Source organism: Paraburkholderia sp. Ac-20340 (assembly GCF_017104965.1).
Classification (GTDB): domain Bacteria; phylum Pseudomonadota; class Gammaproteobacteria; order Burkholderiales; family Burkholderiaceae; genus Paraburkholderia.
The window spans coordinates 438366-456699 of the sequence record NZ_JAAGPR010000002.1; the positions used below are offsets into that span (position 1 = coordinate 438366).

The window sequence follows — 18334 nt, forward strand, 5'->3', positions numbered from 1 at the left end:
ACTCGTTTTTCCCCGTATTTCATGAGAATTCTCGGCATCGACCCCGGCTTGCGCGTGACCGGCTTCGGCGTGATCGAACGTCACGGCCATCAGCTCACGTATGTCGCAAGCGGCGTCATCCGTACCGCCGATGCCGATCTGCCCACGCGTCTGGGCACCATCTTCGAAGGCATCAGCACGCTGGTCCGCCAGCACGCGCCCGATCAGGCCGCGATCGAAAAGGTCTTCGTCAACGTCAATCCGCAATCGACGCTGCTGCTCGGCCAGGCGCGCGGCGCGGCCATCTGCGGGCTGGTATCCGGCGGCGTGCCGGTCGCCGAATACACGGCACTGCAACTGAAGCAGGCGGTGGTGGGCTACGGCCGCGCGACCAAAGAGCAGATGCAGCAGATGGTCGTGCGCCTGTTGTGCCTCACCGGCATGCCCGGCACCGACGCCGCCGACGCGCTCGGCATGGCGATCTGTCACGCGCACAGCGGCGACACGCTCGCGACGCTCGGCGGCATTGCACCCACGCTCGCGAAAAAGGGCGTACGCGTGCGGCGCGGGCGCCTGATCGGCTGATTACGCCTTTCGGCCGATTAGCCGTTCGGCAGCTTTGCGGCCCGGCATGCTGCGCTACACTCTCCGCTTTCTCCTATCGTTGAATCCGCCATGATCGGTCGCATTGCCGGCGTATTGCTGGAAAAGAACCCGCCGCACCTGCTTATCGACTGCAACGGCGTCGGCTACGAAGTCGATGTGCCGATGAGCACGTTCTACAACCTGCCCGGCTGCGGCGAACGCGTCGTGCTGCTCACGCAGATGATCGTGCGCGAAGATGCGCATCTGCTGTTCGGCTTCGCCACCATCGAGGAACGCGCGACGTTCCGCGAACTGCTCAAGATCACCGGCATCGGCGCGCGCATGGCGCTGGCGATTCTTTCGGGCATGAGCGTGAACGATCTTGCCCAGGCGATTTCCATGCAGGATTCGGCGCGGCTCACGCGCGTGCCGGGTATCGGCAAGAAGACGGCCGAGCGCCTGCTGCTCGAACTCAAGGGCAAGCTGGGCGCCGATCTGGGCGCGATGGCGGCGGCGGCTTCGCCTTCTGATCACGCGAACGACATTCTCAACGCGCTGCTCGCACTCGGTTATTCGGAAAAAGAAGCGCTGGCCGCGATCAAGAACGTGCCGGCCGGCACCGGTGTTTCCGACGGCATCAAGGCCGCGTTGAAGGCGCTTTCGAAGGGTTGATCGCAAGACGGCGGCGGTCAGGCGAGCGGCACGCGCGAAGTAATCGCGCGACGTGACCACGGGCGATGCGCGCGGCGCGTAAAACCGCCGCCCAACACCGCGCGCACGGTCCTTCCGCCCACATCTGGCTGTTAGTTGCGAAGCGGCGGAAACGCCCGGAGATCCCGCTGCCACGCCTCAAACGCGGCGTTCCGCTCGCCAGGCGCGCGGTACAATCGCTGCATGATCGAAACCGACAAACTCGCCGCGAATCGCGCATCGGGCGCTGGCGCCGACCGCGTGATTGCGCCCACGCCCGTCTCCTCCGGCGAAGAAGCGTTCGAGCGCGCGCTGCGGCCGCGCCAGCTCGACGAATACGTCGGCCAGGAAAAAGTCCGCGGCCAGCTCGAGATTTTTATCGAAGCCGCCAAGCGCCGCTCCGAACCGCTCGACCACGTGCTGCTGTTCGGGCCGCCGGGTCTGGGCAAGACCACGCTCGCGCACATCATCGCGCGCGAAATGGGGGTCAGTCTGCGCCAGACCTCCGGTCCCGTGCTCGAACGCGCGGGCGACCTTGCCGCGCTACTCACCAATCTCGAAGCCAACGACGTGCTGTTCATCGACGAAATCCACCGGCTCTCGCCGGTCGTCGAGGAAATTTTGTACCCGGCGCTCGAGGATTATCAGATCGACATCATGATTGGCGAAGGGCCGGCCGCGCGCAGCGTGAAGCTCGACCTGCAGCCGTTCACGCTGGTTGGCGCGACCACGCGCGCGGGCATGCTGACGAACCCGCTGCGCGACCGTTTCGGCATCGTGTCGCGACTGGAGTTTTATAACGCGGGCGAACTTTCGCGCATCGTGCAGCGCTCCGCCGCGCTGCTGGGTGCGCAGATCGACCCGCAGGGCGCGCTCGAAATCGCGCGCCGTTCGCGCGGCACGCCGCGTATCGCCAACCGTCTGCTGCGCCGCGTGCGCGATTACGCCGAGGTGAAAGCCGACGGCAATATCACCGCCCAGGTTGCCGATGCGGCGCTGCGCATGCTCGACGTCGATCCGGTCGGCTTCGACCTGATGGACCGCAAGCTGCTCGAAGCGATCCTGTACAAGTTCGACGGCGGCCCGGTGGGCGTCGATAACCTTGCCGCCGCAATCGGCGAAGAACGCGACACCATCGAAGACGTGCTGGAGCCGTATCTGATCCAGCAAGGCTTCCTGCAGCGCACGCCGCGCGGCCGCGTGGCCACGCAGATGACCTACCGCCACTTCGGCCTCACCGTTCCCGACGACGCCTCCAAAGGCGGCGACTGGGACCCGAACGAAGCGTAAGCCGCCGGGCTGCTTCCATGTCCGATCACGCCGGCCGCCGCCACGATGCTCCCGAGCCGAAAGGTTTCGCCGGCCAGCTCGCGCAGCGCCTGCGCATGGCGCTCGCCGAGAGCATCACGCACCTGACCACGGGCAGCGGCCCGAAGCTCGACTACTCGAATCCGCCGGGCGACCCCGGCCTGTTCGGCCCCGATTCGATCTGCTGGAAGGTCCACGCCGATTTCGCCGGGATGATGGCGGGCGGTATCAGCGCGCTGCTGCTTCAGGCGCTGCATCCGCTGGCACTGGCGGGCGTGTGGGATCACTCCACGTTTCGCACCGACATTCTCGGACGCCTGCGCCGCACGGCCACCTTCATCGCGGGCACGACCTACGGCAGCCGCGCCGACGCGCTCAAGCTGATCGAGCGCGTAAAAACCATCCATGACAGCGTGACAGGCACCGCGCCCGATGGCCGGCCTTATCGCGCAAGCGATCCGGCGCTGCTCACCTGGGTTCATGTCGCCGAGGTATCGAGCTTTCTTGCGGCGTATCTGCGCTACGTGAATCCGGCGCTGCCGGGCGCGTTGCAGGATCAGTATTACGCCGAAGTCGCGACCATCGCCGAATTGCTCGGCGCCACCCAGGTGCCGCATTCGCGTGCGGAAATTGCCGCGTACCTCGAAGCGATGCAAGCCGAACTGGTCGCCAGCGAGCGCACGCGCGAAGTCGTGCGCGTGCTGATGGAAGCGCCCGCGCCGCGCCCGGCCATGCGGCCCGCAGGCGCGCTGATGCGCCAGGCGGGCATCGACCTGCTGCCGCCGTTCGCGCAGACGCTGCTCGGCTTCGACCGTTATGCGCTCGCGCGTCGCACGGTCGTGCAGCCGGGCATGCGTGCGGTCGCGCCCGTGCTGCGCTGGGCGCTCGTGAACGGCGTATCGAAACGCGCGCGCCGCCGCGCCGCCATGCCGCCCGCCTCCTGAACGCCGTGCAATAAAAAACGGCCAGCCCGCTCACGCGGACTGACCGTTGTGTGCGCAACGTTCGTGCGCTTTTACATCTTCACCACGTCGAGCAGCGTCTTCTTGCCTGCCTGGTAGTTGTAGAGCGAGATCACGCCGTGCTTGAGATCGCCCTTCGAATCGAACACGGTTTCGCCGATCACGCCCTTGTAGTCGGTGCTCGGGATTTCCGCGAGGATCTTCGCGTGGTCGGTCGAGTTCGCGCGCTTCATCGCATCGACGACGATATACACCGCGTCATACGTGAACGGCGCATCGAATTCGATCGCGTGGCCAAAGCGCTTCTGATATTTCGCCGAGAACGCCGCGCCGCCGTCCATGCGCTCGAGCGCCATGCCGGCCTGCGAACAGACGATGTTGTCCGCCGCTGCGCCCGCGAGTTGCGCGAGGCTTTCCGTGCAGACGCCGTCGCCCGACAGCACCTTCGCGCGCAGGCCGAGCTGCTTGGCCTGCTTCGCGAACGGGCCGCCCGTGGCGTCCATGCCGCCGTACATGATCGCGTCCGGATTCTCGCCCTTGATCTTGGTGAGAATCGCGCGGAAATCGACGGCCTTGTCGTTGGTCGCATCGTGCGAAACCACGTTCAGACCGAGCGATTTCGCGGTCTTCTCGAACTCGTTCGCGAGACCCTGGCCGTAGGCCGTCGAATCGTCGACCACGGCCACCCGCTTCACTTTCAGGTTCGTTGCCGCATAGTTCGCGAGCGCCGGACCTTGCTGCGCATCGGTCGCGACGACGCGGAACGTGGTCTTGAAGTTCTGTTGCGTGTACGACGGATTCGTCGACGACGGCGAAATCTGCACGATGCCCGCATCGCTATAAATCTTCGAAGCCGGAATCGAGGCGCCCGAGTTCAGATGGCCGATCACCGCCACGACCTTATCGTCGACGAGCTTTTGCGCGACCTGGGTGGCCTGGCGCGGGTCGGCGGCGTCGTCCTGGGCGTCGAGCACGAGCGTGACCTTCTGCCCGCCGATGGTCAGGCCTTTGGCGTTGATCTCTTCGACCGCGAGGCGCGCGCCGTTTTCGTTGTCCTTGCCGAGGTGGGCCGAACCGCCCGTGAGCGGACCGACGTGACCGATCTTGACGACCTGGTCGGCGGACGCATTGGCGCACATCGCGCCGAACGCCAGCACAGCGGCGCTCACCGGCAACAGCTTGTGAAGCTTGAACGTCATTGCAAATCTCCTGCGTTTTTCTGGAACCCGTTCTGGGAACTGCGTTTCGTATGCAACCCAAGGCTTCGCCGCACCGCAAGCGCGTGGTGCGCGCGCGTCCCTCTTCAACGCACGGCCGGCGCACGCAGACGTCGAGAATCGCTGCGAGGCCCCACCGGCGCGGCAAAGCGCAAAGGTCCGATGAATGGTAGCAGGCACATGCGCGTTACGGTTGGCGGTCGTTGCGCACGCAACGCTCTGGAAAAACAGCAGGAAGGAGACTTGACGCGCGCGACGCTTCCGGTTGGGAACGCGACGCGCGGAAATAGACGGTGTGGGAATTACAGCGGGCTGCGACGCTTGATGCTGTCGTCGTCGCTTTTGGCGGGCAGATGCGAAACATCGCCCCACGCAACGACACGCGCTTTCAGGCCCGCACTGTCGCGCTCGAAATCGACCACGTTCACGCTCGTGTTGAGCAACGGCCATGCGCGCGGCGCTTCGAGTTCGATCCCATTGGCGAATCGATAAATACAGTCGAGCACGCCGCCGTGCGCCACGCATGCAATGCGCCCTTCAGGATGCTTCGCCAGAATGGGCTCCAGCGCGTGCAGCACGCGATGATACAACTCGCGCTGCGACTCGCCCTCGGGCGGCGCAAAGCCAGGATCGCGCGTTTGCCAGTGCGCGTATTCATCGGGGAAACGCTCGGCGATCTGATCGCTGTCATGCCCCTGGAATGCGCCGTAGTTGCGCTCGCGCAGGCCTTCGGTGAGTTGCACCGTGAGGCCGAACGCCTGCGCAACGGGCTGTGCAGTTTGTTGCGCGCGCATCAGATCGCTCGACCAGACTGCATCGAGCCGCGCACCTTCCTGCGCTTCGCGCGCGAACCGTGCGCCCAGCAATACGGCCTGATCGACGCCGCTCGTGGCGAGCGGAATGTCGATGTGCCCCTGGATGCGCTTGATGCGATTCCAGTCGGTTTCGCCGTGGCGGATAAAGAGAATCTGCGTAGTCATGGATTCGCGCCCGGTTAATTCCGCACTTGCAGCCAGAACGTGACCGGCCCGTCGTTGACGAGCGACACCTGCATATCCGCGCCGAACTCGCCGGTTTCGACCGTGGGATGCTTTGCGCGCGCAGCAGCGACGAAGTAGTCGAACAGACGCCGCCCTTCATCGGGCGGCGCGGCCGGCGTGAAGCTCGGGCGCAGACCGCTGTTGGTGTCCGCCGCCAGCGTGAACTGCGACACCAGCAGCAGACCGCCCGCCGTGCCGTGGCCGTCGATGTTCTGCACCGGCAGATTCATCTTGCCGGCCGCATCGCTGAACACGCGATAACCGAGCAGCTTCGCGAGCAGTTTGTCCGCGTTTGCCTCGGTATCGCCACGTTCTGCGCAGACGAGTGCGAGCAACCCCTGGCCGATCGCGCCCGTCACACGTTCGTCCACGCGCACATCGGCGCGCAGTACACGCTGGATCAGCGCGATCATGCGGTGAGCGTGACGCGCGCGAAGCGGCGCTTGCCAACCTGCACGGTGAACTCGCCGGCTTCGACCTTCAGGCCCTTGTCGGACACGGTCGCACCGTCGATCTTCACACCGCCCTGCTCGATATTGCGCAGCGCTTCGCTGGTCGACGGCACGAGGCCCGCCTGCTTGAGCAACTGGCCGATGGCGAGCGGCGCGCCCGCGAGCGTCACCGACGGGATATCGTCCGGCACGCCGCCCTTGGCGCGATGGTTGAAGTCTTCGAGCGCGCGCTCGGCGTCGTTCTGCGAGTGGAAACGCGCGACGATTTCCTGCGCCAGCAGCACCTTGAAATCGCGCGGATTACGGCCCGCTTCGATCTCACGCTTGAAGCCTTCGATCTCGTCCAGCGGACGGAACGACAGCAGCGTGAAGTAACGCCACATCAGCGTGTCCGAAATCGACATCAGCTTGCCGAACATGTCGTTGGGCTTTTCGCTGATACCGATGTAATTGTTCTTCGACTTCGACATCTTTTCGACGCCGTCGAGGCCTTCGAGCAGCGGCATCGTCAAGATGCACTGCTGTTCCTGGCCGTACTGCTTCTGCAGTTCGCGCCCCACCAGCAGGTTGAACTTCTGGTCCGTGCCGCCGAGCTCCAGATCCGAGTTGAGCGCGACCGAATCGTAGCCCTGCATCAGCGGATAGAGGAATTCGTGGATCGAAATCGGCACGCCGCCCTGGAAGCGCTTGGTGAAATCTTCGCGCTCCAGAATACGCGCGACGGTGTAGCGCGACGCGAGCTTGATCATGCCGTCGGCGCCGAGCGGCATCGACCATTCGCTGTTGTAGCGGATCTCGGTCTTTTCGCGGTCGAGCACGAGCGCGGCCTGCTCGAAATAGGTCTTCGCGTTCGACTCGATCTGCTCGCGCGTGAGCGGCGGGCGCGTGGCGTTGCGGCCCGACGGATCGCCGATCAGCGAGGTGAAGTCGCCGATCAGGAAGATGACGTTGTGGCCGAGATCCTGCAACTGGCGCATCTTGTTGAGCACGACCGTGTGACCGATGTGAATATCGGGCGCGGTCGGATCGAGGCCGAGCTTGATGCGCAGCGGCTTGCCGGTGGCGGCGCTGCGCGCGAGCTTTTGCTGGAATTCTTCTTCGATCAGCAGTTCGTCGACGCCGCGCTTCGTGACGGCGAGCGCGTGACGGACTTCGTCGGTGACCGGAAAGGCGTCTTTGGCGCCGCTGTTGGGAGTGGAGTCGCTCATGCTTCGATCGGTTCGATGTCGTTAAGTCTGGGTCTAGAGCGGGATTTTACGTGATTCGACACACAGGGCCGAGGTTTGGGCGAGTTTGAGCGCGGCCACGCTCATGCACGCACGGCCGGCGCCACCTGCGGCAACGCTTTCGAGCGCACCTGCCAGAGGTCGTAAGCCGCCTGCATCGCGAGCCAGAGATCGGCGCGGCCGCCGTTTTCCACGCCGAGCCACTGCTCGAGCCGCAGCGCCATTTCCGGCGAGATACCGGCGCGCCCATTGAGCACGCGCGAGAGCGCAACGCGCGTGACGCCCAGTTGGGCCGCGGCTTCGGTCACCGTTAGGCCAAGTTCGGGAAGGATGTCTTCGCGCAGCGTTTCACCGGGATGCGGCGGATTGTGCATGCGGATCGTACCCCGCGTTTCCTTCGAGTCATTCATCGTTGCCGCCTCTTTTCAATGGTAGTCGTGGTAATCGACGAGCAGTGCATGCCCGCGCTCGAACAGGAACGTCAGCCGCCAGTTGGCGCTCACGCTGACCGCGTGATGGCCGTCCAGACTGCCCTCCAGCGCGTGGCAACGCCAGCCCACGACGTTCATGTCCTGCGGCGTCTGCGCTTCGTCGAGACGCGCCAGTTGACGCCGCAGACGCGGTACGTGATCGGGCCGAACACCCGCCTTGTTGCCTGAGAAGAAAAAATCCCGCAGACCTTTGTGTTTCCACGACTTGATCATGATTCCCCGGACGATGCGAATTGAAGAAAGCTCGCGGAGCGTTCGGAGTTGTGTAGCGTATAGCCTCACTATACGAATCGACGCGTTCAAGGTCAATCTGCTGCATGCCATCGATTGATCCTGCTCAAGCGCCGCGTCATCCCCAGCCCGCGAATCCTGCCCACCAGCGTCCTATTTTCCCCATCGCGCCACAACTAGCTTTCCGGCTTACGCCGAACGGCTATTGCCCCGATAATCATCGTCGGAATCTTCCTCGCACTCACGAAAGGAGCACAACGTGGCGGCACGCGACGCACAGAAAGATGACAGCGCCCACCCGGGCGACGGCGTGTATTTCGGCCTGATGTCCGGCACCAGCATGGACGGCGTGGACGGCATCGCCGTGCGTTTCGAGCATGGCCAGCGGCCGGTGGTGCTGGCCGAGGCCTTTGTCGGCTTCGCACAAGGCCTGCGCGAGGCGCTCTTTTCGCTGCAGCAACCGGGCGAAAACGAGATCGAGCGCGCCTCGCTCGCAGGCAATGCGCTCGCCGCGCGCTACGCGGTCTGCTGCCACGAGTTGCTGCGCGCGGGCAATCTGACGTCCGCCGAGGTGCGTGCGATCGGCGCGCATGGCCAGACCATCCGCCATCGGCCCGAAAAGGGCTTCACGGTGCAGATCCAGAATCCCGCCCTGCTCGCCGAACTCGCGCACATCGACGTGATCGCCGATTTCCGTAGCCGCGATGTGGCTTCCGGCGGCCAGGGCGCGCCGCTCGTGCCGGCGTTTCACGCGACGCTGTTCGGCTCGCAGGAAGAGACGCGCGTGGTCTGCAATCTTGGCGGCATCAGCAATATCACGGTGCTGAGCGCGACGGGCGCGGTGCGCGGTTTCGACTGCGGCCCGGCCAATGCGCTGCTCGACCTCTGGGCCGAGCGCCATCTGGGCAAGCCTTACGACGAAAACGGCCAGTTCGCGGCGAGCGGCAATCTGCATCAGCCGCTGCTGAACGCGCTGCTCGACGAACCGTTCTTCGAACAGCAGCCGCCCAAGAGCACCGGTCGCGATCTGTTCAATGCGCAGTGGCTCGACGAAAAGCTCAAAGGCTTCGAATCGCTGACGCCCGCCGATGTGCAGGCCACGCTCGTTGCGCTGACGGCGGTGAGCGTCGCGCGCGAGATCGAGCGTCATGCCGGCGATTGCCGTGCGGTGTACGTCTGCGGTGGCGGCGCGCGCAATCCGGCGCTGATGGCAGCGCTGCAGAAAGCGCTGGAGACGGGCGGCGTGGCGGGTGTGCCGGTCATGACGACCGAAGCGCTGGGCGTGCCGCCGCAACAGGTGGAACCGCTCGCCTTCGCGTGGCTGGCGATGCGCTGCGTGGCGCGCGAGCCGGGCAATCTGCCGGCGGTGACGGGCGCGGCGGGCGAACGCGTGCTGGGCGCGATCTATCCGCGCTAAACGCCTGCACGACGCTCAATAAAAAACGGGGCCGAAGCCCCGTTTTTCAATGCGACAGACCGGTTCGATCAGACCGAGAACGACGAGCCGCAACCACAGGTGGTCGAGGCATTCGGGTTCTTGATGACGAACTGCGCGCCATTCAGATCGTCCTTGTAGTCGATCTCAGCGCCGACCAGATACTGGTAGCTCATCGAATCGATCAGCAGATCGACGCCGTTCTTGGTCATCACGGTGTCGTCTTCGTTGACGGTCTCGTCAAACGTGAATCCGTACTGGAAGCCCGAGCAGCCGCCGCCTTGCACGAACACGCGCAGCTTCAGCTCCGGGTTGCCTTCCTCGTCGATCAGTTGCTTGACCTTGTCAGCCGCTGCGTCGGTAAAAACGAAGGGACCGGGCATTTCAGTCACGGGGGTCTCAGTGACAGCGTTCATTCGAACTCTCCAAAAAAGCTTCTAGCCGCTATTGTAGGGCTGTTCCTGAGATCGTGCTTAAGCCCAGGAAATCAAGGGTTTCTCGCCACTTGTTTGATTCACATTCGTGACTCACATCTTGAATATGAGTCAAGCAAGTGGCGCGTGGTCATGCTTCTCATAAACGAAAAAACCGCCCGGCGCATTCCTGCGCGAGGCGGTTTTTTGCAGCAGCCATGCGCCTCCGCGAGGAGCGCATGGACCACGAAGCGGATTAACGCTTCGAGAACTGCTTGCGGCGACGTGCCTTGTGGAAACCGACCTTCTTACGTTCCACTTCACGTGCGTCACGCGTAACGTAGCCAGCCTTCGACAGTTCCGGCTTCAGCGTTGCGTCGTAGTCCATCAGAGCGCGCGTGATGCCGTGGCGAACTGCGCCGGCCTGGCCGGTTTCGCCGCCGCCCGTCACGTTCACCTTGATGTCGAACGTCGCGCCGTGGTTCGTGAGTTCCAGCGGTTGACGCACGATCATCAGCGACGTTTCGCGCGAGAAGTAGTCAGCGATAGGCTTGCCGTTGACGATGATGTCGCCCTTGCCAGCCTTGATGAAGACACGTGCGACTGCGCTCTTGCGGCGGCCCGTACCGTAGTTCCAGTTACCGATCATATGGGCTCCCTTAGATCTCGAGCGCCTTCGGCTGTTGAGCCGAGTGCGGATGCGTTGCGTCTGCGTAGACCTTGAGCTTCTTGATCATCGCGTAGCCCAGCGGGCCCTTCGGCAGCATGCCCTTGACCGCCTTCTCGAGCGCGCGGCCCGGGAAGCGTTCTTGCATCTTGCCAAACGTCGTTTCGTAGATACCGCCCGGGTAGCCCGAGTGACGGTAGTACTTCTTGTCGGTCGTCTTGTTGCCCGTGACCTTCAGCTTGCCGGCGTTGATGATGACGATGAAATCGCCAGTGTCGACGTGCGGGGTGAACTCAGGCTTGTGTTTGCCGCGAAGACGGCGCGCCACTTCGCTGGCGACACGGCCGAGAACCTTATCCGTCGCGTCAATCACGTACCATTCGCGCTGCACTTCATGTGCCTTGGCGGAAAAAGTCTTCATGATCGATCCAAAAAATAACTTGTGCCCTGATTCGGTCCTGCTTGTGTGATGGCACTCGTTGGCGCCGGCGCAGGCTCTCCCTGGTCCGGGCTTTCCGCAGTGATCCACGAAAAACCCAGTTTCCCCGCGGGCATGATGCGGGAAACCTTGGATTATAAAGGGAAATTTGAAGCGCCGTCAAAATATCTGCGGCGAGGCTGCCGGGAAGCGGCCGACGGGGCAAAAAACGCGGACGAAAAAAAGCCCAAGCGCGTTAGCTCGGGCTTAATCCACTCTTTGGAGGAGGGTGGAGGAGACATGCTGAGGTGTCGTGAAGCACGACAACCAATGAGATGAACTATACAGATCGACCTTGTGCGACGCAAGAGAATTTGCATTGTGAAAGTACAATTCATAATGTGAAACGATGAAATTTAGCGGTCGCGCTGATATTTTCCATATAAATCAGTCCATTACGAAAGACCCGCGAAAGCAGCCGTCCGTTTAGCTAGAGCGAAACCCCTAATTCCGACAGGGAAATCCTCTTGAGACGCCGCTTTCGCGCCGCAACATTCAAGCGAAGCGCATGATCGGCATGCGCCATGTCCCCCCGGACATACCAGTATGACGCGGGCTACAATGCCGGCTGAATCGAGATAATTTGCGCAGGGGCAAAGCATGGAAGTCAAAGTAAGCTGGATGGGTCAGGATGGCATGGCATTCGCAGCCGAAACGGGCAGCGGCCATCTGGTCAACATGGACGGCGCCCCGGAAGGCGGCGGTCACAACCTCGCGCCGCGTCCGATGGAAATGGTGCTGCTGGGCACCGGCGGCTGCACGGCCTATGACGTCGTGCTGATCCTGAAGAAGAGCCGTCAGGAAGTGAGCGGCTGCAACGTGACGCTCAAGGCCGAACGCGCGAGCGAAGATCCCAAGGTCTTCACGAAGATCCACTTCCACTTCACGGTGACGGGCAAGAATCTGAACCCGGCGACGGTCGAGCGCGCGATCAACCTGTCGCACGACAAGTACTGTTCGGCGTCGATCATGATCGGCAAGACTGCCGAGATCACGCATTCGTTCGAGATCGTCGCGGTCTAAAAACGCTGCGGGAAAAGAAAAAGCCGGCGCGGTTCTGATGAACCGCGCCGGCTTTTTGCATGAATGAGGCTGCAAAGCAGGCCGATAAGCCGGATTCTGTGCACACGCCGCGTCCGAAGACGCGCCGCGCGTGGCAGCCATTCCTCTAGGCGCGCCATTGCTGACGCGCTCAAGCTTCCTACCCGCAGACGAAATGGGGGCCCCATCCTGCATCCCGAAGATGCGCGCCTGCCTACTTGGAATTGCTCCGGGTGGAGGTTACCGTGCCGTCTACGTCACCGCAGACGCGGTGCGCTCTTACCGCACCGTTTCACCCTTACCTGATCCCGACCGAAATCGGGCCATCGGCGGTCTGTTCTCTGTTGCCCTGTTCCGCGTGTCGCCACGGATGGCCGTTAGCCATCACCCTGCCCTGTGGAGTCCGGACTTTCCTCGCCCCCTCGACCGAAATCTCGGGGCCGCGACTGCCTGGCCTGCTTTGCGAGGCGCGATCTTAGCACGCCTTCAACGTGGGCGCTGACGCCGGCCAGCACGAAACACCGAGGTGTCGTCGTAGAAAGACGGCGCTTCGTTCGCGCCCCACCAGCCCGGAATGCCCAGCACCGGCAGCGGCGCGAAGCTGCGGCCGTTCAGGTCGGCATTGGCGGCGAGCGTCGCGCTCACCGTTGCGTCGAGATGGGCGTTGCGCTCGGCGCGCGACCACGTGAAATACGTTTCGGGCACGTCGATCACCCACGCGTGCGCCGTGCACGCCGCATAGGGCGTGATCAACTTTTCGAGCAGCGCATGGCCGAACACGCGAACTTCGCAGGCCGATTCCCACTTCGCGCGCCCCTCGACAAACAGCGCACGCCAGTCGAAGCCGCGCAGCGCCTGCGTGAGCGCGGGATCGGCGCTCGCGAACAGCACGGCGTTTTCGTCGAACAGCGTGAGGGCGTCGCGGACATTGCCGCGCGTGGCGCCTACGCCCAGCACGTCGATCGCATCGGCCTGTCGTGCGTTGAGCGCCGCCTTGATGCGCGGGAATGCGAACCAGTGCAGCGCGTTGAAGAAGTCGTGCAGGTTATGGCGCGTGGGCACGCCGCCCGTCGCGGCGATGTGCCCTTCGTAGGACGCGCCTTCCGGCAGATCGTCCTGCGCGATGAAGTGCAGCGTCTGCCCGCGCCCCGTGCGATAGCCGGTTGCGCGCGCATCGGCATTCAGCTCTTCCAGATAGCACGCGTAGCCCACCAGCGCTGCCTGCTGCCAGCGGCGTCCGCGCGCTTCGTGCTGGGCGAACCACGGGTGCGCCCAGTCGATGTCGGCGAAACTGCCTTCGGGCAGGCTGCGGCGCGGCGGCTTCGGCGGCAATGCCGGGCGCATCGATGCGCCCGCATCGACCACGTCCGGCACCGCGTCACCGGGCGCCGCGGCAGGCACCGCGTCACCGGGCGCCGCGGCAGGCATGGCAATGCTCAAGCCAGCTTCCAGCCGATCGTTTCGCCGCCGCGCAGCGGCACGACAGGCACGCCGCCCGCTTCGATTTCCGTCGGCAGTTGCCAGTCTTCGCGGCGCAGCGTGACCGTTTCGGTCGCACGCGGCAGGCCGTAGAAGTCCGCGCCGAAGAAGCTCGCGAAGCCTTCGAGCTTGTCGAGCGCGCCGGCGTTGTCGAACGCTTCGGCGTACAGCTCGAGCGCGTGCAGCGCCGTGTAGCAACCCGCGCAGCCGCAGGCGTGCTCTTTCAGGCCCTTCGCGTGCGGCGCGCTATCGGTGCCGAGGAAGAAGCGCGCGTCGCCCGAGGTTGCCGCTTCGACCAGCGCGACGCGGTGCGTTTCGCGCTTCAGGACCGGCAGGCAGTAGTAATGCGGACGAATGCCGCCGAGGAAGATCGCGTTGCGGTTGTACAGCAGGTGATGCGCGGTGATGGTCGCGCCCAGCAGGCCGGGAGCCGCGGTATCGGCGCGGATGTAATCGACGGCATCCTTGGTCGTGATGTGCTCGAACACCACCTTGAGGCCCGGGAAATCGCGGCGCAGCGGCGTCATCACGCGGTCGATAAAGACTTTTTCGCGATCGAACAGGTCGATGTCGGCGCTCGTGACTTCACCGTGCACCAGCAGCGGCATGCCCACTTCCTGCATCGCTTCCAGCGTCTTCGCGCACTTGCGGATGTCGGTCACGCCGGCGTCCGAATTGGTGGTCGCGCCTGCCGGATACAGCTTCACGCCGTGCACGAAGCCGCTTGCCTTGGCGCGGCGGATTTCGTCGGCGGGCGTGTTGTCGGTCAGATAGAGCGTCATCAGCGGTTCGAACTTCATGCCGGCCGGCAGCGCCGCGAGAATGCGCTCGCGATAGGCGGCGGCCATTTCGGTCGTGGTGACCGGCGGCTTGAGGTTCGGCATGATGATCGCGCGGCCGAACTGGCGGGCGGTGTGCGGCAGGACCGCGGCGAGCATCTCGCCGTCGCGCACGTGCAGGTGCCAGTCGTCGGGGCGGGCGAGCGTGAGAGTCGTGGGGGTGGTGGCGTTCATGGCTACTCTGATCTGATACGTGATGCGCGGAAGGGACAGCAAACGACAGCTACAAGCGTTTCCAGGCATGACACGCGAAGGCGGCGACCATCAGCGACCATCAGCGACCATTAGCGACCGTCAGCGGCCACGAACTGCCACAAGCGGCCGCGAGGCGTCGCGCGCACACGACAGCCGGCTGGCCGCGCAATCCGGCGCACACGCTCTGGCGGCGGGCTTTCGCGCGAGGCGGGAAAGCATCCGACAAATTTCGTATTGGCGCGCCGCAGCCCGGTGATATGCTTGGAAAATCATCATTGTACCGGGTCACGAGGCCAGACCCGGGCCCGACCCGGACCGGCTTTGGCCCAGCTTCACAGCATCAGATACGCGCCATGTGCCAACTTCTCGGAATGAACTGCGCCGCGCCGACGGACGTCACGTTCTCCTTCACAGGATTCGCGGCGCGCGGCGGCGCCACCGATCACCACGCCGACGGCTGGGGCATCGCATTCTTCGAAGACAAGGCCTGCCGCCTGTTCATCGACAACGAAGCATCGGCCCGCTCGCCCATCGCCGAGATGGTCAAGCACTATCCGATCAAATCCCGCAACACCATCGCGCATATCCGCAAGGCCACCCAGGGCAGTTGCTCGCTGGAAAATAGCCACCCGTTCCAGCGCGAACTCTGGGGCCGCCACTGGATCTTCGCCCACAATGGCGACCTGCAGGACTTCAATCCGGTCTTGACGGGCCAGTATCAGCCCGTGGGCACGACCGATAGCGAGCGCGCGTTCTGCGTGCTGCTGCAAGGGTTGCGCAAGGCATTTCCGGGTTCGCAGCCGCCGCTCGACGAACTGTTCGCCGCGCTCGAAACGCTCACGCGCGAAATCACGCAGTTCGGCGTATTCAATTTCCTGATGTCGAATGGCCAGGCGCTGTTCGCGCACTGCTCGACGCATCTGCACTATCTGGTGCGGCGCTGGCCGTTCTCCACCGCGCATCTGGTGGACGCCGACGTGTCCATCGACTTCGCGAAATACACCACGCCGGAAGACCGCGTGGCCGTGATCGCCACCGCCCCGCTCACCGACAACGAAGTCTGGACCCGCTTCGCGCCCGGCGACCTGCTGATGTTCCAGCACGGCGAGGTAATCGCGCAGACCAGCGTGCCGGTGCCGCAAAAGGTGCTCGACAAGCTCAAGAACCCGTCGCTGGATGCCTCCGCGAGCGCGTCGCGCGTGTCGCCTTGCTCGAAGCAGCCGGGCGAAGTCGACCCGGAAGCGGTCGCCGCGTTGCAAAGCTGGGGCGAATAAGCGCTTTCCTGCATCGAATCCGCCGAATGAAAAAAGCCGCGCAAGCTCCACAGCTTACGCGGCTTTTTCGTTGCGTGCGCCGCGGTTTGCAACCCACGGCGCGCCACAGCATCGGTCAGTGCAGGATCTTGGCGAGGAAATCCTTCGCGCGATCCGACTTCGGATTGGCGAAGAAGTCTTCCTTGCGGTCGTCTTCGACGATGGCGCCCTTGTCCATGAAGATCACGCGATGCGCGACCTTCTTCGCGAAGCCCATTTCGTGCGTCACGCACATCATGGTCATGCCTTCCTGGGCCAGTTCCACCATCACGTCGAGCACTTCGTTGATCATCTCGGGATCGAGCGCCGAAGTGGGTTCGTCGAACAGCATCGCCACCGGGTCCATCGACAGCGCACGCGCGATCGCCACGCGCTGCTGCTGACCGCCCGAAAGCTGGCCGGGGAATTTATCGGCGTGCGCGCGCAGACCCACGCGGTCGAGCAGCTTGAGGCCCTTCTGCGTGGCTTCGTCCTTGCCGCGGCCGAGCACCTTGATCTGCGCGAGCGTCAGATTCTGGGTGATCGACAGATGCGGAAACAGCTCGAAGTGCTGGAACACCATGCCCACCTTCGCGCGCAGCTTCGAAAGATTGGTGCGCTTGTCGCCCACCGACTGGCCGTTCACGAGGATCTCGCCCTGCTGGAACGGCTCGAGTCCGTTGACGGTCTTGATGAGCGTGGACTTGCCCGAGCCCGACGGCCCGCACACCACCACCACCTCGCCCTTCTTCACTTCCGTCGTGCAGTCGGTCAGCACCTGGAACTGGCCGTACCACTTCGAAACGTTCTTAATTGAAATCATCTTGCGACCTTTTTCTGAAGTCCTTTCACAAGGCTCGACGCGATCACGCAGATCACGAAATAGCATGCGCCCGCGAACAGTACCATCTCGACCATCGTTCCGTCACGATCGCCGATATTGGTGGCCGTGCGGAAGAAGTCGGCGAGACTGATGACATACACGAGCGACGTGTCCTGAAAGAGCACGATGGCCTGCGTGAGCAGCAGCGGCACCATCGCGCGAAACGCCTGCGGCAGCACCACATGCTGCATCGCCTGGCCATAACGCATGCCGAGCGCAAACGACGCGTTGACCTGCCCGCGCGGCACCGCCTGAATGCCCGCGCGAATGATCTCCGAATAATACGCGGCCTCGAACAGCGAGAACGCGATCATCGCGGACGCAAGGCGAATGTCGATATCCGGCGACAGACCCAGCAGATTCTGCAGCACCTGCGGCACGATCAGAAAGAACCACAGCAGCACCATCACCAGCGGGATCGAACGGAACACCGTCACGTAGCCCTTGGAGAACCATTCGAGCGGCTTCACGCCCGACAGGCGCATCAGCGCGAGCAGCGTGCCCCACAGAATCCCGACGACGATCGCGCAAACCGTGATCTTGAAGGTAACGATGGCGCCGGTCCACAACGTCGGCAGCGCGCCCGGAATACCGCTCCAGTCGAAATGATGCATCACTTGCCTCCGATATAGCCGGGCAGCCGGCTCTTCGCTTCGACCCAGCGCATCAGCGTCATGACGACCAGGTTGATCAGCACATAGGCGAGCGTGACCGAGATGAACGACTCATAGGTTTGCGCCGTGTAATCGACGAGCTGGCGCGCCTGCGCGGACAGATCGAGCAGACCGATAGTCGACGCGACCGCCGAGTTCTTGAAGATGTTCAGGAATTCGGAGGTGAGCGGCGGCACGATGATGCGGTACGCAACCGGCAGGAGTACGTAGCGATACGTCTGCCATTGCGTAAAACCCATCGCCAGACCGGCAGCGCGCTGGCCGCGCGGCAAGGCGTTGATGCCCGAGCGCACCTGCTCGCACACGCGCGCAGCCGTGAAGAGGCCCAGACAGATCACCGACGCGGTGAAGAACTGCACACCCGGCGGCAACTGCTTGAACGCGTTGCCGAGCGACGGCGGCACGAGTTCCGGCAGCACGAAATACCAGATGAAAAACTGCGCGATCAGCGGGATATTGCGGAAGATCGCCACGTAGACCGTGCCGACAGCCGCGAGAAAACGATTCGGCACCGTGCGCAGCACGCCGAAGAACGAACCGACGATGAGCGCGATGACCCACGCGCACAGCGACACCGATACCGTCACCCAGAGGCCCGAAATGAGCCAGCCGAGGTAGGTGGTGGGTTCGCCCGTCGAGACCGGGCTGAGCAGAATGCCCCAGTTCCAGTGATAGGACATGAAGAGACTCCAACAAAAAGAACGGAAGAAGCGTGGCTTCTTCCGTTCTGTTTTATACGCTGATCAGGTTTTTAACC

At 63.6% G+C, this 18334-nt stretch carries 20 protein-coding genes, 1 other RNA gene and 1 pseudogene; 7 read left to right on the forward strand and 15 right to left on the reverse strand.

Features of this window, described 5'->3' with window-relative positions; genetic code table 11:
• Nucleotides 1-21 precede the first annotated feature (21 nt).
• The 4 genes from ruvC (at nucleotide 22) to G3N59_RS04895 (ending at nucleotide 3506) form a co-directional block, all read left to right on the forward strand.
• Nucleotides 22-564: a crossover junction endodeoxyribonuclease RuvC gene (gene ruvC / locus G3N59_RS04880; protein WP_205981418.1), complete on the forward strand. Its 543-nt coding sequence runs from the start codon at nucleotides 22-24 to the stop codon at nucleotides 562-564.
• 90 nt (nucleotides 565-654) lie between these two features.
• A complete protein-coding gene (gene ruvA / locus G3N59_RS04885) occupies nucleotides 655-1236 on the forward strand; it encodes a Holliday junction branch migration protein RuvA (RefSeq protein ID WP_205981419.1) in 582 nt (193 codons plus the stop codon).
• A gap of 222 nt (nucleotides 1237-1458) precedes the next feature.
• Nucleotides 1459-2544, forward strand: coding sequence for a Holliday junction branch migration DNA helicase RuvB (gene ruvB, locus G3N59_RS04890; RefSeq protein ID WP_205981420.1), 1086 nt, complete (start codon nucleotides 1459-1461; stop codon nucleotides 2542-2544).
• Between the two features lie 95 nt (nucleotides 2545-2639).
• Nucleotides 2640-3506, forward strand: coding sequence for an oxygenase MpaB family protein (locus tag G3N59_RS04895; protein ID WP_241023202.1), 867 nt, complete (start codon nucleotides 2640-2642; stop codon nucleotides 3504-3506).
• A 71-nt stretch (nucleotides 3507-3577) separates the two neighbouring features.
• Here G3N59_RS04895 and G3N59_RS04900 read toward each other — a convergent pair whose 3' ends face one another.
• From G3N59_RS04900 to G3N59_RS04925, 6 genes and pseudogenes are all read right to left on the reverse strand, one after another.
• On the reverse strand, nucleotides 3578-4723 hold the full coding sequence (locus G3N59_RS04900) for a branched-chain amino acid ABC transporter substrate-binding protein (protein ID WP_205981422.1): 1146 nt from the start codon (nucleotides 4721-4723) through the stop codon (nucleotides 3578-3580).
• 320 nt (nucleotides 4724-5043) lie between these two features.
• Complete coding sequence (locus tag G3N59_RS04905; RefSeq protein WP_205981423.1) at nucleotides 5044-5721, reverse strand: histidine phosphatase family protein; 678 nt, start codon at nucleotides 5719-5721, stop codon at nucleotides 5044-5046.
• A gap of 14 nt (nucleotides 5722-5735) precedes the next feature.
• A pseudogene (gene dtd, locus G3N59_RS04910) lies at nucleotides 5736-6308 on the reverse strand (D-aminoacyl-tRNA deacylase); the annotation flags it as partial.
• On the reverse strand, nucleotides 6191-7441 hold the full coding sequence (gene tyrS / locus G3N59_RS04915; RefSeq protein ID WP_205981425.1) for a tyrosine--tRNA ligase: 1251 nt from the start codon (nucleotides 7439-7441) through the stop codon (nucleotides 6191-6193). The gene tyrS and the pseudogene dtd, both read right to left, overlap by 118 nt.
• A 101-nt stretch (nucleotides 7442-7542) precedes the next feature.
• Nucleotides 7543-7869: a HigA family addiction module antitoxin gene (locus G3N59_RS04920; RefSeq protein WP_205981426.1), complete on the reverse strand. Its 327-nt coding sequence runs from the start codon at nucleotides 7867-7869 to the stop codon at nucleotides 7543-7545.
• 15 nt (nucleotides 7870-7884) lie between these two features.
• Nucleotides 7885-8163, reverse strand: coding sequence for a type II toxin-antitoxin system RelE/ParE family toxin (locus tag G3N59_RS04925; protein WP_205981427.1), 279 nt, complete (start codon nucleotides 8161-8163; stop codon nucleotides 7885-7887).
• A 277-nt stretch (nucleotides 8164-8440) separates the two neighbouring features.
• Here G3N59_RS04925 and G3N59_RS04930 point away from each other — a divergent pair, with 277 nt between their 5' ends.
• Nucleotides 8441-9598 carry an anhydro-N-acetylmuramic acid kinase gene (locus G3N59_RS04930; protein WP_205981428.1) on the forward strand — a complete coding sequence of 386 codons (1158 nt, stop codon included), beginning with the start codon at nucleotides 8441-8443 and terminating at the stop codon, nucleotides 9596-9598.
• 68 nt (nucleotides 9599-9666) lie between these two features.
• Here the strand turns inward: G3N59_RS04930 and erpA are convergent, their stop codons facing one another.
• The 3 genes from erpA to rplM form a co-directional block, all read right to left on the reverse strand.
• Nucleotides 9667-10032, reverse strand: coding sequence for an iron-sulfur cluster insertion protein ErpA (gene erpA / locus G3N59_RS04935; protein WP_027816867.1), 366 nt, complete (start codon nucleotides 10030-10032; stop codon nucleotides 9667-9669).
• A 253-nt stretch (nucleotides 10033-10285) separates the two neighbouring features.
• The gene (rpsI, locus tag G3N59_RS04940; protein WP_027816868.1) at nucleotides 10286-10678 is read right to left on the reverse strand and encodes a 30S ribosomal protein S9; all 393 of its coding nucleotides are present in this window, start codon (nucleotides 10676-10678) and stop codon (nucleotides 10286-10288) included.
• A gap of 10 nt (nucleotides 10679-10688) precedes the next feature.
• A complete protein-coding gene (rplM, locus tag G3N59_RS04945) occupies nucleotides 10689-11117 on the reverse strand; it encodes a 50S ribosomal protein L13 (RefSeq protein ID WP_065065130.1) in 429 nt (142 codons plus the stop codon).
• A 657-nt stretch (nucleotides 11118-11774) separates the two neighbouring features.
• Between rplM and G3N59_RS04950 the strand changes: the two genes are divergently transcribed.
• Nucleotides 11775-12197: an OsmC family protein gene (locus G3N59_RS04950; RefSeq protein WP_167061121.1), complete on the forward strand. Its 423-nt coding sequence runs from the start codon at nucleotides 11775-11777 to the stop codon at nucleotides 12195-12197.
• A gap of 69 nt (nucleotides 12198-12266) precedes the next feature.
• Here the strand turns inward: G3N59_RS04950 and rnpB are convergent.
• From rnpB to pyrC, 3 genes are all read right to left on the reverse strand, one after another.
• Nucleotides 12267-12677, reverse strand: an RNA gene (gene rnpB, locus G3N59_RS04955) — RNase P RNA component class A.
• A gap of 24 nt (nucleotides 12678-12701) precedes the next feature.
• The gene (locus G3N59_RS04960) at nucleotides 12702-13559 is read right to left on the reverse strand and encodes a DUF3025 domain-containing protein (protein ID WP_205981498.1); all 858 of its coding nucleotides are present in this window, start codon (nucleotides 13557-13559) and stop codon (nucleotides 12702-12704) included.
• A 92-nt stretch (nucleotides 13560-13651) separates the two neighbouring features.
• Nucleotides 13652-14707: a dihydroorotase gene (gene pyrC, locus G3N59_RS04965; RefSeq protein WP_205981429.1), complete on the reverse strand. Its 1056-nt coding sequence runs from the start codon at nucleotides 14705-14707 to the stop codon at nucleotides 13652-13654.
• 374 nt (nucleotides 14708-15081) lie between these two features.
• Here pyrC and G3N59_RS04970 point away from each other — a divergent pair, with 374 nt between their 5' ends.
• Nucleotides 15082-16002 (forward strand): class II glutamine amidotransferase, encoded by a 921-nt coding sequence (locus G3N59_RS04970; RefSeq protein WP_205981430.1) that lies wholly within the window; start codon nucleotides 15082-15084, stop codon nucleotides 16000-16002.
• Nucleotides 16003-16117: 115 nt separating this feature from the next.
• On the opposite strand, the gene G3N59_RS04975 is transcribed toward G3N59_RS04970, so the two are convergent.
• Genes G3N59_RS04975 through G3N59_RS04985 form a run of 3 tightly spaced genes read right to left on the reverse strand, consistent with a single transcriptional unit; the run spans nucleotide 16118 to nucleotide 18257 of the window.
• Nucleotides 16118-16843 carry an amino acid ABC transporter ATP-binding protein gene (locus G3N59_RS04975; protein ID WP_205981431.1) on the reverse strand — a complete coding sequence of 242 codons (726 nt, stop codon included), beginning with the start codon at nucleotides 16841-16843 and terminating at the stop codon, nucleotides 16118-16120.
• Nucleotides 16840-17517 carry a glutamate/aspartate ABC transporter permease GltK gene (gltK, locus tag G3N59_RS04980; protein ID WP_205981432.1) on the reverse strand — a complete coding sequence of 226 codons (678 nt, stop codon included), beginning with the start codon at nucleotides 17515-17517 and terminating at the stop codon, nucleotides 16840-16842. The genes G3N59_RS04975 and gltK overlap by 4 nt, the downstream gene beginning before the upstream one ends.
• Complete coding sequence (locus tag G3N59_RS04985; RefSeq protein WP_205981433.1) at nucleotides 17517-18257, reverse strand: amino acid ABC transporter permease; 741 nt, start codon at nucleotides 18255-18257, stop codon at nucleotides 17517-17519. The genes gltK and G3N59_RS04985 overlap by 1 nt, the downstream gene beginning before the upstream one ends.
• Between the last annotated feature and the right edge of the window lie 77 nt (nucleotides 18258-18334).